Genomic DNA, 15,640 nt, shown 5'->3' with positions numbered 1-15,640 from the left:
ATTTTTTCAACATTCGCCACAAATCCATTACCAATATATTCCTGTAATTAATTCAACAACTGTTTCAAAGCTAGTACTCAACCAAACCACAATTGCTGGGTGAAGGCAAGCATGGGGAGAATATAACTTTTTTTCTGTTGTGAACCCATCAAAGTTGGTGTGGTGGACTAGTATTGCAGTTGCAAAACAGCAATTGACACAATAAAGCTCGAAGAAACTGAACTAGTTTATTACCTTCAAAAAAACTAACACGTACCATGAATCAAGATATTTCTGGCAATAGTAGCAACTTAGATAAGAAAATCCAACCCGAACAATTCGATCAAGTAATAGAAGCAATTCTAGCTGGTAAGTATTCCTGGGCTTGTGTTTTAATGCTGCGGTTTGTTGGTTACAATCCTCTGCATTACATTCCTTACCGCACTTATAACCGACTTCTCAAAGAAAATTCCCGCATGAGTAGGTCAACTGCACAGCACAATGACAATCTTAAAATTGCCACACAAGCAACCGAGAAAAGGTCTGATAGTCATCTTGCACCTAGCTGTTTGAGCAAAATTAAAGATTTAGCTTATTTGGAAGTGGGTGGTAAGCAAAAAGCAGAAGTACGTGGTAGCCACAGAGAGAAGCGGTCAGCATAGCTTGCTCAGAAAGAATTGTAGATTGAATAAAGTCAGTAACCGGTACTGTAGAGATGTTCTTAGGGAATGTCTCTACAATACATCAGTGTAAAAATTTGCCAAAATGGCAAATATAGAATAGTAACATCCTATAAATTAGAAATAACAACCGAAAAGAAGTGAATGGCTAAAAGCTCCACTTTTACCAATAAAATCAATGCTTATCTCTAAGCATGAAATATGTAACACTGACTGTTTCAGCAATCAGTTACTCATGGATTAGATAACTTTTACACCAAGACTGATTAACAGTAACTACTGGTGGTTCTTTTTTCTAGGAAGTCTGAGCAATAAGAAATTGGGGTAGTGGCTTCCCCCAGTGAAAACTTAACATAGCTAGAGAACTTCTTCTACTCTATTGGGTTTGACTTTTCAAAACTTTAGTGCCAAAAGTAGGCTAGAAAATTGAAAAGTTACTGTGAAATCACGTTTATGGTTGGTAGGAATTATTAGCTATTACGCTTCTGTTTCCAATTTTGTAATCCTATTATTCCCAAACAGGATTATTTTCGCTGTATAAACTGGCAATTTATATAGTGAGTAATAGAAGCTGGCAACTTTGAACAGCTTCTTTTTATTTTTTTTGTAAAAATTATAGCCATCCTATAAAAATACTCAGTTGTTTGTAAAAAATTTGTAAAAAATAAAATAAAATAAAATAAAATAAAATATTATAAAAATTGCGCTATTGTATAAGCAATTAATATTATTTTTAAATATAAATTTAATATAAAGTCTTCGTGAAGATCCAATAAAGATTTTATTTTTTAGATAAACTCCAGGCGAAGATGTAGGAAAATTTGGAAATGAATCATAGTAGATAAAGATAAACAGTGAGGAAATGTAGCTTTTTCTTAAAAGTTCTCTTGTGTAAAATTTCAGATTTATGACAATCTGCTGATGAGAAAATACTAGCCTTAAGCTAGTGTAAGAAATAGATTACTTCCTCGCCTGATCTTAGCTACTTTTAGGCTTCAATCCTTAAAACAGGTTTTACCTCTTACCTAAATATTGGGATGTTCATATATGAACCTGCATCGCAGTGTTCAATAACATCCTCACAATTAGAGCTACCAGCAGGCTCCAAATTGTATTACTGTGAATATCAACTAAGGGCAAATGGCTTGACAACATAAGATGGTGGTTGCGTTACAGCAGAATTCAGGAGTCAGGAGTCAGGAGTCAGGAGTAAAACTGGCTTTGTGTATAGGGTTAAATTTAGATTTTGTACCTCCTAACTACGCAAACTGCTGTAGGTATTTAAAAAGGCTAGAAATTATTGCTTTTTACTGTTTTAGGTGTGTTAGCAAATATAGCTGTTTAATAGAAAACAGTTATCTGGCTACATATTGTTCAAGGATGCTTACCACTGCTTACAAACTTTCTACTCCAGAAATTTTGGAGGATAGGAAAAACCCAAAATTACATGATTTGCATGAGGATGTTTGATGAAAATTTCTCCCAAGCTAGGATTTTTAATGTCAGATATTAATGGTTAAAAATTTGATCAAATGGCGAAATACTCGCCTGGATTTTCAGCAAGCTAGGGAGGAAAACTGAAAGTCTGAATTGCAAATCATGTCATAAATATTTGGTTAGCCGTAATTGGCTAATTAATTTTGCATCTGGATGTTAGCAACAGATGTCAGGGATAAACTTGCCCAAATTTCACAATAATAGACGGCAACTGGTAAGAATTATGTCATTTTCTTCGAGTCAAAACAACGCATTTGATATTTACGATGCACACGAGAGCAAGTTTTTAACACCTTTTCAGCGAAAGGCGCTGTTGAAAAACTTGCAATCTAATATACAACCCGAATATCGGCGACGAATTGAAATTATGTTGTTAGCAGATATGGGTAAATCTCAATCTCATATCTGTGAAATTATCAGTTGTTCTCATGAGATGGCGCGGTACTGGATAGGCATAGCTGAGGCTGGTATGGCACATAAATGGAACGAGCGACCGATAGGTAGACCAAAGACTGTTAATCATCAATATATCGAACGATTGAAAGAATTAGTCAGTAATAGTCCGCGTGAATATGGCTATGCTTTTGGTTACTGGACGGCTCAATGGTTAAGTAAACATTTAGCGAATGAATTGGGAATTGAAATTAGCGATCGCCACATTAACCGCTTACTTAAACAAATGGGACTTTCGACTAAACGTAAAAGTTCCCATCCACCAAAAAATGCTCAAACTCAGGATGCTGGTATCAAAATTGGCGATTTGCAATCTAGCTCTGAACCTAGTTTCAATTGGTCATTTAATTTGATTCAGACCAATAACTATTAGTGTTTTGGAGGTAAGGAAATGCCATCAGCGTTTTCTCAGTCACAATTAGTTGAAAAAATTACCCACAGTTTGGGTGAGTCGCTATCACAACAAGAACTTGAATATTGTGTTCAAGCATTAGAAATTATTGAACCACCAATAGCCAAGCAGTTTTGGCAATCTACAACAGCAGCACCAGGAATTTATCTTGTGCTGACAGGTAAAGTTCGGCTGTTAGATGGTTTCAATAATTTAATTACCACCCTTGGATCTGGGTCATCATTTGGAGAATTGACTTTATTTTCCGAACAGGAATTTAGTTCCTATGTGGCCAGAGCTTCTGTTAATTTAAAGGTGGGTTATCTTCCCCAAGAGGTAATTCAGAAGTTTCCCAGTGTCAGCGATAACTTGCTGATTAAGGCTGAACTTTGGGATACATTGCTGTTATTGTGCCAAAACACTGCTTTACCCCGCCATGAATCAGTAGAGGAGATGTTAAAAGCACTGTCTTTATTTGAAAGGCAAAATTTAGAAACTGGTTCTCTAAACGCCAAAATTACCAAAGATATTAAGCTGTTGCTCGTGCGTCAAGGCGAACTACAGCATTCTCAAGGACAAGTACTCACACCAGGTACTATGTTTGTCAATTCCCAACAAGGAAGTTGGCAAGCAACGCAACCTGCGATCGCTTACATTTTACGTCATGATCACTGGATAGCGGCGCTAAAACACTGGCCACAATTAGCAGAATTAATTGACACTTCACAGCCTCTAGAAATTCCCATTCCCAAGCCACCAAAGCGGGAAATTCCAACCAAAAACCGCAATTTAATTCAATTTCCCCAAGCAACGATCCAGACGCAACCACAGCCGAAAAAACGCCAAACCTACTTTCCCAGTCCCACCGTTACTGCGGGAAATTGGTGGCGCAAAATTAGCAAACGTTACCCATTTTTTGAGCAACAAAGTGCTTCTGACTGTGGTGCAGCTTGCTTAGTGATGATTAGTCGCTATTGGGGTAAAAACTTCAGTATTAACCGCTTGCGGGAACTTGCCAATGTTAACCGTGCGGGTGCATCAATGGGAAGTTTAACTACAGCGGCTGAAAGTGTTGGTTTTGCTACTCGTCCGGTAAAAGCCAGTTTAGATAAATTAGCACAACAACCCCTACCAGCGATCGCACATTGGGAAGGTAAACATTACATTGTCGTCTATGAAATTACCAAAAAACGGGTAATTGTAGCTGATCCCGCTATCGGTCAACGAAACCTAACTATTAGCGAATTCAAAGCCGGTTGGACAGGTTATGCGTTGTTATTACAACCGACAAACTCACTCAAAGAAACCCCAGAATCTAATACAACCTTTTGGCAGTTATTTGATTTAGTTAAACCTCACTCCCAAGTACTTCTAGAAGTATTTGTGGCTTCGGTATTAATTCAAATCTTTGGACTGGTGACACCTTTATTTACTCAACTATTATTAGACCGAGTAATTGTCCAGGGTAGCACCATTACTTTAAACACAGTTGGCTTTGGGTTGCTAATTTTTGGCTTATTCCGTGTTGTCATCAATGGACTCAGACAATATTTACTAGACCACACAGCTAACCGGATTAGTGTAGCATTGTTGGTAGGTTTTATTAAACATACATTTCGCCTACCTCTGTCATTCTTTGAGTCTCGTTATGTTGGCGATATTGTTTCTCGTGTTCAAGAAAATCAAAAAATTCAGCGTTTTTTAACTGGGGAAGCATTATCTATTGTTTTAGATTTGCTGACTGTGTTTATTTATGTGGGATTGATGTTTTGGTACAGTCCACCTATGGCTTGGATGACCTTAGCCATTGTCCCACCTTTTGTGTTACTAGCATTAGTAGCTACACCTTTTTTGCGCCGCATTAGCCGTGAGGTTTTTACGGCAGTAACAAAAGAAAATAGTTACTTGATTCAAAGCCTATCAGGGATTTCTTCTATTCGCTCAATGGCGATTGAACAAACAGTCCGTTGGCGGTGGGAAGAATTACTGAATAATTTGACGAAGAAAACCTTTAGTGGTCAAGTAATTAGTAATCAACTGCAAATTCTTAGTTCTACTATTCAATCCATAGCGAGTACAGTATTATTATGGTTTGGAGCTTGGTTAGTTATTCAAAACCAATTAACAATTGGGCAATTAGTGGCTTTTAATATGTTGCTAGGTAACATTATTCAGCCTTTTCAAAGACTAATTGTACTTTGGAATCAAGTCCAAGAAGTAATAGTTTCTACGGAGCGAATTAATGATGTTTTAGAAGCTGAACCAGAAGAAGATTTATCAACCCAAACCCGCCAGATTTTACCGAGTTTACGCGGACGTATTTGTTTTGATAATGTGACTTTCCGTTATCATCCCGAAAGCGAGATTAACATCCTCGAAAATTTAAGTTTTGAGATTTTACCTGAGCAAACTGTAGCAGTTGTGGGGCGAAGTGGTTCAGGAAAAACTACTCTTTCTAAGCTGATTTTGGGTTTATATCTACCGACAGATGGCAGAGTGTTAATTGACAATCAAGATGTGACTAGTATTTCTTTGCAATCGCTGCGATCGCAAATTGGAGTTGTTGACCAAGAAACCTTTTTGTTTGGCGGCACAATTCGAGAAAATATTAGCATTGCTCATCCCGAAGCCAGACTTGAAGAAATCATTGAAGCAGCGCAGCTTGCAGGTGCAGATGAGTTTATTAAACGCATGGCTATGGGTTATGAAACCCAAATTGGTGAAGGTGGGGGAATGTTATCAGGGGGACAACGCCAACGCCTAGCTATAGCCCGTGCTTTACTTGGAAATCCGCGCCTTTTAATATTAGATGAAGCTACCAGTCATCTTGATGCAGAATCTGAGCGAATTATTCAGAATAACCTCAAACAAATTCTGCAAGGACGCACAAGTGTGATTATTGCCCATCGCCTTTCTACAGTACGCCATGCTGACCTAATTTTAGTTTTAGATCGCGGCGTTTTAGTTGAAAGTGGTACTCACGAAGCATTAATTGCCAAAAGAGGTCATTATTTCTATCTCAATCAACAACAACTGGCACAAACAGGTTGAGAAATCAGGTAATTTACCTGGAAATTAATTAGTCATAAATCAACCATTTATACCTGACTATAAATCAAATGTAGAGACGTTGCATATAACGTCTCTATTGTATGTGCAACATTTTTACTCTAGTCTGAATTGGGAATTTGTCCGCATACTAAATTGGGATATTTTCTGTAGCCGCCATTATTAAACTAATCCAAAATCCAAAATCCAAAATTGATTATGCCACAATCAACTTACAATTCATCAGCCTTTGTCATATCCGGACAGGCTCAATCTTCTGCTATTCCACATGATCAAAAAACAACAGATAAACCAAAGGACTGGTTTTATGGAACCGAAGAATTATTAGATGCTTTACCGAAAGCCTGGACACGCTCAATGCTGTATTTGCTAATTAGTTTTACAGCAATAGCCTTACCCTGGACAATGTTTGCCCAAGTTGATGAAACTGGAAATGCTAGTGGACGAATTGAACCTAAAGGCGCAACCCAAAAACTAGATAGTGCAGTCACTGGTAGTGTTATCGCTGTCAATTTTAAAGAAGGCTCAACTGTTAAAGCCGGACAGGTTTTAGTGGAAATGGAATCTGATGTTTTGCGAACAGAATTGCAACAAACACAAGCCAAGCTTGAAGGGTTAGTCAATCGCCAAACACAATTGGAACTACTCAAAAATCAGGTTTTGCTGGCGATTAATATCCAAGAACAACAAAATCAGTCTCAACAATTAGAAAAATTAGCTCAACTTAATCAGGCGCGGCAAAATGTGGATGCTAAACAGAGTGCATATAATTGGCAAAAAGTGGAAAAATTAGCTCAAGTTGATCAAGTAAAACAAAGCATAAATTCTAACCAAATTGCTCATAGGTTAGCCAAAAGTCGTTTGAGTCGAGATTTTTTAGAAGTTTCACGCTATCGTCTACTTTTACAGCAAGGTGTAATTCCCCAAACCAAAGTTGTAGAATTGGAAAAAGCTGCGGAAGAAAGCCAACGTTTGCAGGAAGAAGCAAAAGCTAACATTAAACAAACTCAGTTGCGTTTACAAGAAGAATTGAGTCGCTATCAGTCAATTATGAATCAAGCTAGGTCAGATATTGAACAGGCAAAACTCCGCTTACAAGAGCAGGAAAGTAGCTATCAAAGCGTGGTTCAGGCAGGTAAATTGACATTACTGAAAAACCAGGAACAGTTTAAGGACTTGCAAACACAAGTTTCTACTATTAAATCAGAAATTGCTCAAACCAAGAGCCAGATTACATCATTGCAGTTGCAGTTACAACAAAGAGTAGTGCGATCGCCTATTGATGGCATCATCTTTGAATTACCTATCAAAAAGCCAGGATCTGTTGTTCAACCCGGACAAATGATAGCTCAAATTGCACCCAAAAATGCCGCTTTAATCTTGAAAGCACAAATGGCCAGCCAACAAAGTGGTTTTGTTAAGGTGGGAATGCCAGTTAAAATCAAGTTTGATGCTTATCCTTTCCAAGAATATGGAGTAGTACAAGGGCGCGTTAACTGGATTTCACCTAACTCAAAAATTCAGGAAAATAGCCCCAATCGTCTAGAAACTTATGAAGTAGAAATTGCTTTGGAGAAACCTTATATTCAAGTTGGCAACAAACGCATCCTCTTAACACCTGGTCAAACAGCAACTGCTGAAGTAATTGTTCGTCAGCGTCGAGTTATTGACTTTATCTTAGACCCGTTTAAAAAGCTACAAAAGAACGGTCTAGAGCTTTAGTAATTAGCCATTAAGTCTAACTTCAGTAAGTAGATGATTAATACACCTAATTGGTGCGGTTGTTGACTGTTAACATAGCAATGTTAGCAGTTAACATTTAAATTTTTGATAAGTCTAGATTTTTTTCGTTGATTTTGCCCAGATAAAGTTTTTTCCTCACAAAAATATATCATCATGTTTGATTAACTTTTTTATCTATCAGGAGATAGAGATATTTTTTCATAAATTAATTAAATCTAATATTATTGAAATGCCTCAATAATTCTTGTTTACCATATAAAATTAAGAGAATAATACCAAATTGCTATAACTTGAATTGTTTCTACCTGTTCAAACTACCTAGCCAAGATTTAGCCAAAATTGCAAGTTAAAATTCACAAACAAAAATTAGTATCATTGGAGGAATTAGATTATGTCCAAGCTGGTAATTGTTTCTCCTGAAGATATTCTTTACCATATCAAAATCTCTTGCCAAATTCCTAATTTGCTAGAAGCTATTGCTACCAGAAAAATTATTGCTGATACTGCTGTCAAAGAAGGTATTAAAATCGAAATAGAAGAATTACAACAGGCAGCAGATAGCCTGAGATTAGCTAACAAACTGATTAAAGCAGAGGAAACCTGGGCATGGTTAGAAAAATATTATCTTTCTTTGGATAACTTTGAAGAAATAGCCCATACTAATTTACTATCTGCAAAATTAGCCAATCATTTATTTGCTGATAAAGTTGAACCATTTTTTTATGCTCATCAACTAGATTACACTGGAGCCGCTACCTATGAAGTGATATTAGATGATGAAGATTTAGCTCTAGAAATATTTTATGCTCTACAAGAAGGAGAAATAACTTTCCAAGAAATTGCTCGTCAATATATCCCAAATCCAGAACTTCGTCGTGCAGGAGGATATCAAGGTATTCAACAACGTAGCGATTTTAGACCAGAAATGGCCGCAGCAGTTTTTGCTGCGAATCCACCGCAAATTCTCAAGCCAATAATTACACCTAAAGGAGCGCATATAATTATGGTTGAGGAAATTATTAAACCACAGTTAAATGAACAAACGCGCCTAAAAATTATGGGTGATTTATTTACAAATTGGATACAACAACAAATTACAACATTAGAAATTGTAGTCAAGCTAGTAGAGGAAACACTTCCTCAATCTTCTTCAGAAATATTAAGTGAGGCCAGCTAATAGCTAAAATTAATTTTTTTTAAAAGAGTCGTTATTAATCGTAAAACCGAGAATCTCTAACTAATTAAGCAGAGATTCTCGGCATATTAATAACTATCAGGTATTGAAGAAAACTTTGTTAATCTGTTTTTGTAAATGACCCAATGCCTACAATTTATTTAGAGCTATTTTTACCTTTACTCAATTTAATCCAGCTTAATTTAATATTGGATAATTTCATTTTTTTTTCATTAGTTCGATGATTATCATCACCCAAAATACAGTTTTCTTTCAATAAGTTATTGTAGGTTTCATAGGGTATGTATTCAAGAGGATCATAACCTGAAAAATGAAGAAATAAAACACAAGCCCAAGAATAGTTACCCAAAATAATGGCTTTGATAATCTGTTGAAATTGTGTAGGTTTAAATATCTTATCTAGTCGGTTATTTTGCTCAAAATTTTCTTGAATCATAACATTACCTCTTTGATGTGAACTGAAACTATCAATGCTACTTAGTGCCAACATTTATGGTATGTCATTAAATATGCTTAAAATGAATCAAGCATATTTAATATAGTTCAATTACCACAAGGGAGTGTAAATATCCTGAGATTTAGCATTGAGATAAGGACGTTGCAATTGAATTTTCTGTAATGAAAAATGCTTGATAATGAATGCCAAGCGACCTTCTGGAGTATGATCACCTTGCTGCCAAGCGGCAATTAAACCATTAGCGATAATTTGACAGCGATTTGTACCAAAACTTTCTTGTTCCCCAAATTTTTGGTCTGGTTCTTCAGCACAAGATAAACCTGGTGCTAATGGCTTAGTAAACAAAGGTACTTGATCAAGAAAATAGGATTTATTTTCTGCATAGACCCTTTCTAATACTGGGTGAACTACATTATACTGGCTTTTATTAAAGTAAAGCACGGCTGAGTCATAACGTCTATAATCGGACGGATTATATAGCGCTTTAAAAGAAAAAGAAATCGGGATTTTATTTAGTTGGTCTGTTAAACTTTCCATAACTGATGCCGCCCCTTCTGGTGTTAAATTAAAGTAAACTCGCGTAATCTCATGATTATTTTGGGAGCCTGCATTAGCTACCGCCATATAAAATCCGTTTTGTACCACATTCTTAGGCATTCTAATAGATACAAACTTGCCAACAGTTACCTCTTGGTTCGTTGGTAACACATGCAAGTTGGGATCAACGTGCAATGTTAACCCATTCTTATGCACTGCCAATGTGTTATCCGTTTCTTCCCTGACTACCTGCCAGTTATGACTCCAGTAGCCTTCGCTTTTGTTCCTGGTATGTAAGCGATCATAAAATTCTAAATCTACTCCGAATAAGCTGTTATTTTCGAAATTTTGCTCCAATTTATCATTTGTTTTTATAGAGTCAGAGCCAATGTTAGGTTTTGAAGCGGCGTTATAATAAGCACTGTATAGAAAATTACGCAGTTGTAACTTCAAATGCTGTTGCTGCATCTCCAACGGTAACTGCTCAAAACGAGAGACGACTGACTCTGGCAATTCTAAGGATTTGTACTCTGGATGCTTGATACAGTGGTGGGATTCAATTGTAATCTGATTCACCATATCTTGTAGCGATGTCTGCAATGGCTCTGGCAATTCCGAAAGTTGACTATGTAGGGAATTTAATAGTTGCATGGGTCTATTAGAGTCTAGGGTGGATTTAAGCTGGAGATAAGCTTGTGGGAATTAAGTCTGATATTTCCATCCCAAAAATGGTGGTGATAGATGGTTGGGGACGGCACAATAAACTCTTGGCCACTTGGAGAATGCAGATACCCGAATTACCAAAAGTTCTCTCATGTTGCAGTTGGGCTTGAATAGACCTAATTAAGGAAAACCCGCAGAATTGTACAACTAGCGGCAAGAAATCAGGACGAAGCTCTATAATTTCCGGGAAGTTAGCCAAATAAGCAGTTACCAAAGATGTGAGGGAAGGTTGTAGCAGTTGTAAGGGAATTGCCGCTAAACGTAAAGACTCTTCAATCGGTATCGTTTTACTAGTTACCATGCTGTGTAGCCAAATTTGTAGGTAACTAGCAATTATTGCTCCTAAATCACTAGCAGGATCTCCCCAAGTAGCGCGTTCCCAGTCAATGAGGCGAATTATACTGTCACTCAAGGGTGATTGGTGATCAATTATGGTTTCCCAATTTAAGGAGATCAGAATATTGTTCAGCTTGAGATCATTGTGAGTTAAACAACAAGGAGTAAAAGCATCACTCAAATTTGCGATCGCTTTTCCGAGATTATCGTAACGTTGATAGAGTGCAAAAAATTTCAACCCATCAGCAGGAACCATACCAAATACTTCTGGTGTAATTCTATTCAATTCTCCTGACAAGTTAGAAGTTGTATTCTCGGTCTTTTGGAAGAAGTCCCGATAGTCTTGATGATTGAGAGTTAAACGATGAATTGATGCTAAAGTCGCTCCAATTGACCGAGAGATATCAGTAGAAAAAAGATTTTCTTGAGTATAAAATTCACTCAGATCACGATAGTCATTGAGATAATTGAAAACAATGATGGAATTTTCAGCATCAAAATGAATCGCTTCTGATAAAGATGAGCGCAGATGACTAATTTCTGGGAATGTCTGGCAAAAATTATGAACTTGCCATTCGTCGAAGAACTCACCACGAGTTTTACCTTCTCGGTTGAGACGTTCTTGTTTCACCAGAAGTTGACGACCATCGGGTAAGCTGACTAATAAGTTAAAGTTTTTGGCAGGTTTTAGCTCAATTTTACTCAATGACTGCTCTTGCTGATTACACAGTCCTTGGGAAATGAGATAGTTAAAAACATTTTGAGAGCTTAAGATAAATGGCATAGGATCAAATGATGATGAAACTATTGATAAATTGCTGTTGTTGTGTCAATCAACTATAAAGACACCATGAGGCTATTCCAGTCGCAATCGTATTCCATATTTTGTTGGTCATTAGGTCATTTTTGGTCCCAATAGTATAGGTAAATCAACAGATAATAAAATGATCTGATATTAATCTTTGTTGATGAATGAAGTTGTTAGAAACGAAATAGCATCGATAGCTGCAATCACAAGAATAAACTCCAGAGCCTTAACACCAACTTCTGCAATTTGAGGACGATAGTTATCTTGACCACCAAATACAGATTGAGAATCCAGACTAGTTAGTTCATTAAGAAATACTTCTGAATCGAGGGGATGCAGATCAGCAATGATGATTCGTGCCATTTATTTTATTTTATTTTATTTGGCAAAAATGGGATTGTTTTTAGGCGGCTCTCTTGGTTTATTGGTAATTCAGCAAACTTATGTTATTCACATAAATTATATTTACCTTTAATCCTAAGAGAGCCGTCTAGCTCAGTAGTAAACTACAAAGCTATTAGTACTTGCTGTCGCTGTAGGACTTAGCTAAGTATGCAATATGACCAATGCCATATACATTAACGAAGGCTTCAGCCAATTTTGTTAATGTGGAAACATCGCTGACATCGCTGTCATAATATCCACCGTAGATGGAATTGACATCGCTCATCTCGTTGAGAAAGCTTTCGGAATCTTGGAACAATTCAGAACCAGTTGCTTGCAATTCAGACAGTTTAATACTTGCCATAATTTCCTCCTAAAAGACTTGTTTTCAGTAATTTGAAGTCAGCGACAAAGCTATTAGTACTTGCTGTCGCTATAGGACTTAGCTAAATATGCAATATGACCAATTGCATATACATTAACGAAGGCTTCAGCCAATTTTGTGAATGTGGAAATATCGCTCGCGCCGCTGTCATAATATCCACCGTAGATGGAATTGACATCGCTCATCTCGTTGAGAAAGCTTTCGGAATCTTGGAACAATTCAGAACCAGTTGCTTGCAATTCAGACAGTTTAATACTTGCCATAATTTCCTCCTAAAAGACTTGTTTTCAGTCCGTGAAACTTGTGTAGGCAGTTAAGGTTGTGTTTTCTTAACCGATGCTTCTATTTTTATTGATAAAAATCTTGAAAATCAAGGCTTAGAGCTATGTTGATTAGACATTAATCATGATCTAATGTCTTAGAAATATGACTATATAATCTATTTATATTTTGTTGCAGTTTGCCTGTGGCTGATATGATATTCGGTAAATCGTCCAGAATCAAAAGATGTTGCATACAACGCTTCTACATAGATTCATAGTTTTTTATGATGGGGTGGAACTAATACCAGTTCACTTTAAGGTGGATACAAATGGACTGACGCTATTATGCGGCAACGGGGAGACGGGGAGATTCATATATAGCTTTAATTAAGTGAATTGATATGAACATTAGATTAGGGCTGAATTCTCTAAATTAGGGTTTGCTGTTCGCGTAGCGTGCCGTAGGCATCTTTTTAACCTTTTTAACCCCTGAAGCCCTTGATTTATCTAGGTTTTACATTTATATGGCTTACGCCACGCTATCAGCAAGCCCTAATTTATATTAATCATTGCCAACACAAAAAAAATATCCCCGACTGCTTGAAGAAATCGGGGATTTGAATGTTTGAGGTTAATTACCAAGCTAATTTGTTAGAATTCTAATTCTGTTTGTCCCAAATTGTCCAGTGTTTGATTGAGTTCCAATCTCCAGTTCTGCACACTAGTATTTACGTCTTGCAGTAGTGCTGAACGCTCACTGCTATCTGTTGTACTTGTTCTCCTATTTCTGCCTCTTCTGTAGGCGATACCGCCATTGATATTCTTCATTTGTGCAGCAGTTAGGTCATGAATAAGCTGTACTTCACTGCTAGAGTATAGGTCATAAATTTGTATGCCCATTCTTGAATCACCTCCTAAAATACTAGTATGGATAGAATCAATCCACAATTTTAAAATCCTCTTCTTATATTTTCAAATTTTGTCTGATAAATTCAAGCTTTTTTGCATTATTTTCAAGACATAATTTCAGGCATTTTGTCTACGAAAAACCTATAAAAAATGAGATTCCCGACTTCTTTGTAGAAATTGGAAATCTCATCAGTAAATAATGGGAGTTTTAATTCTGTGGTTGGGTTTGAGAACTGGGAATAGTGACATCTATGGGTGTCACCTTAGCAGCTAACTCCGTCAATGGTGGTTGAATGGCGGTTTGATTACCCACTACTAGGGTGACTAGATTTTCTGGTTGCAGGTATTTGCGTGCTACTCTTTGTACATCTGCCGCTTTTGTGGCGATGACAGCTTTTTGATAGCGAAACAGAAAATCAGCCGGATAACCATAGTATTCGTAGCGCATTAACCGTGATAAAGTTTGGGCTGGATCTTGAAAATTGAACACAAACGAGTTGAGTGTAGATTCTTTTGCAATTTGCAATTCTTTTTCTGTTACGGTTTGAGTTTGCAGACGTTTAATTTCTGTTTGCAAGGCTTTGATAAACTGAACTGTAGCATCGGAGCGAGTTTGTCCACCAGCAATAAACATTCCAGGATAGTCAAAGCGGGGACTCCACATACCATATACAGAGTAAGCTAAACCTTGACGCGATCGCACTTCATTAAACAATCTACCCCCAAACCCATTTAACACCCCATTCATTACATCTAATGCCGCATAGTCAGGACTATCGAATTTTCCACCTAGATGTCCGACAAGAATATTACTCTGTGTCAGTTGGGGTTGATTAACAAAAAATACCCCACCCAAATTAGCTGGTGATACTGATGGTAATGGGGTTTTAGCGATTTTAGAGTTGGGTTTCCAATCACCAAATTGACTTTGGATGAGCGATCGCATTTTTTTGGCGTTAAAATCTCCCACAATCCCTAAAATTATATTATTGGGATGAAAGTATTCCTGATAAAACTTCAGTAAATCCTCACGGCTAATTTTATCCAAAGTCGCATATTCTACGGTACGAGCATAGGGACTATTTTGGCCATAGATTAATTTCCGCATTTCCCGACTGGCAATGCTGTTAGGATTATCATTGCGCCGAGCAATACCACCCTTAACCTGGGTTTTGATAAAATCCAACTTTTCTTGAGCAAACGCTGGTTCTCGCAACACCTCCGCAAATAGCCCAAACACCGTTTCTAAGTCTTCACTCAGACTTTCAAAACTAGCACTACCAGCAGCTTCACTTATACTGGTTTCTACTGAAGCCGCCCGTTGTTCCAATATCTCATTTAATTGATCAGGTGAATGCTTGAGAGTTCCACCAGTTCTCATTACTGAACCCACAAGATCAGCTAAACCAGTTTTCTCACCTGCTTCCCAACGGCTACCTGTCCTCACAAGCGCCGTACCACTTACCAAAGGTAGCTCATGATCTTCCATCAAATACACTACCAAACCGTTATCCAGTACAAACCGTTCATACTTGGGTAACTTAATTTCCGGTAAAGGTGCAAACTGTAAATCAGTGTAATGCTTCGCTGCTGCTGTCGCCGCCCAAGAAAAATTAAACGTTAACAGTAAAGCAATCACCAAAGCCGAAAAAAATCGCCAACTCTTGGAAAACCTAAGTAAAAATTTCAATTTCTTACCCTTCACCAAAAAATTCAACATAATTTCTCTATTTCTCTATTTCTCTCTTCTCTTTTTCTCAATTTCGTGAAAACAGCAAGAAGGGAGCAAAGGAAGAAAACTCACCTTCTTCCTATCCTTCTTTACTGTCAC

14 protein-coding genes are annotated in these 15,640 nt (G+C 37.2%); 6 read left to right on the top strand and 8 right to left on the bottom strand.

Going from position 1 to position 15,640, the window contains the following annotated elements; genetic code table 11:
* The first annotated feature begins 257 nt into the window (after window positions 1–257).
* The 6 genes from A9Y75_RS08145 to A9Y75_RS08125 all read left to right on the top strand — a co-directional run bounded on the left by A9Y75_RS08145 (window position 258) and on the right by A9Y75_RS08125 (window position 8,989).
* Entirely contained in the window at window positions 258–641 is a 384-nt protein-coding gene (locus A9Y75_RS08145) for a HetP family heterocyst commitment protein (protein WP_071189067.1), read from the top strand.
* Between the two features lie 1,176 nt (window positions 642–1,817).
* A complete protein-coding gene (locus A9Y75_RS27415; protein ID WP_143046380.1) occupies window positions 1,818–2,129 on the top strand; it encodes a hypothetical protein in 312 nt (103 codons plus the stop codon).
* Between the two features lie 250 nt (window positions 2,130–2,379).
* Entirely contained in the window at window positions 2,380–2,982 is a 603-nt protein-coding gene (locus tag A9Y75_RS08140; RefSeq protein ID WP_071189066.1) for a helix-turn-helix domain-containing protein, read from the top strand.
* 18 nt (window positions 2,983–3,000) lie between these two features.
* On the top strand, window positions 3,001–6,051 hold the full coding sequence (locus tag A9Y75_RS08135; protein ID WP_071189065.1) for an ABC transporter transmembrane domain-containing protein: 3,051 nt from the start codon (window positions 3,001–3,003) through the stop codon (window positions 6,049–6,051).
* Between the two features lie 216 nt (window positions 6,052–6,267).
* The gene (locus A9Y75_RS08130; RefSeq protein ID WP_071189064.1) at window positions 6,268–7,791 is read left to right on the top strand and encodes an HlyD family efflux transporter periplasmic adaptor subunit; all 1,524 of its coding nucleotides are present in this window, start codon (window positions 6,268–6,270) and stop codon (window positions 7,789–7,791) included.
* Window positions 7,792–8,203: 412 nt separating this feature from the next.
* Entirely contained in the window at window positions 8,204–8,989 is a 786-nt protein-coding gene (locus A9Y75_RS08125; protein ID WP_071189063.1) for a peptidylprolyl isomerase, read from the top strand.
* Between the two features lie 154 nt (window positions 8,990–9,143).
* Here A9Y75_RS08125 and A9Y75_RS08120 read toward each other — a convergent pair whose 3' ends face one another.
* The 8 genes from A9Y75_RS08120 to A9Y75_RS08085 form a co-directional block, all read right to left on the bottom strand.
* A complete protein-coding gene (locus A9Y75_RS08120; RefSeq protein WP_071189062.1) occupies window positions 9,144–9,443 on the bottom strand; it encodes a HetP family heterocyst commitment protein in 300 nt (99 codons plus the stop codon).
* Window positions 9,444–9,554: 111 nt separating this feature from the next.
* Window positions 9,555–10,652, bottom strand: a complete 1,098-nt coding sequence (locus A9Y75_RS08115; protein ID WP_071189061.1) for a T3SS effector HopA1 family protein — start codon at window positions 10,650–10,652, stop codon at window positions 9,555–9,557.
* Between the two features lie 25 nt (window positions 10,653–10,677).
* Window positions 10,678–11,844 (bottom strand): phosphotransferase, encoded by a 1,167-nt coding sequence (locus A9Y75_RS08110; RefSeq protein ID WP_071189060.1) that lies wholly within the window; start codon window positions 11,842–11,844, stop codon window positions 10,678–10,680.
* A 171-nt stretch (window positions 11,845–12,015) separates the two neighbouring features.
* Entirely contained in the window at window positions 12,016–12,231 is a 216-nt protein-coding gene (locus tag A9Y75_RS08105) for a hypothetical protein (protein WP_071189059.1), read from the bottom strand.
* Window positions 12,232–12,385: 154 nt separating this feature from the next.
* Complete coding sequence (locus A9Y75_RS08100; RefSeq protein ID WP_071189058.1) at window positions 12,386–12,616, bottom strand: hypothetical protein; 231 nt, start codon at window positions 12,614–12,616, stop codon at window positions 12,386–12,388.
* Window positions 12,617–12,669: 53 nt separating this feature from the next.
* The gene (locus A9Y75_RS08095; RefSeq protein WP_071189057.1) at window positions 12,670–12,900 is read right to left on the bottom strand and encodes a hypothetical protein; all 231 of its coding nucleotides are present in this window, start codon (window positions 12,898–12,900) and stop codon (window positions 12,670–12,672) included.
* A gap of 651 nt (window positions 12,901–13,551) precedes the next feature.
* Entirely contained in the window at window positions 13,552–13,800 is a 249-nt protein-coding gene (locus A9Y75_RS08090) for a hypothetical protein (protein WP_071189056.1), read from the bottom strand.
* Window positions 13,801–14,017: 217 nt separating this feature from the next.
* Window positions 14,018–15,529, bottom strand: a complete 1,512-nt coding sequence (locus tag A9Y75_RS08085) for a pitrilysin family protein (protein WP_177176135.1) — start codon at window positions 15,527–15,529, stop codon at window positions 14,018–14,020.
* Window positions 15,530–15,640: the final 111 nt, after the last annotated feature.

It is taken from the genome of Trichormus sp. NMC-1 (assembly GCF_001858025.1).
Classification (GTDB): Bacteria; Cyanobacteriota; Cyanobacteriia; order Cyanobacteriales; family Nostocaceae; genus Anabaena.
Note: the sequence above shows the minus strand (reverse complement) of the source record. Positions and strands in the feature narration are given on the sequence as shown.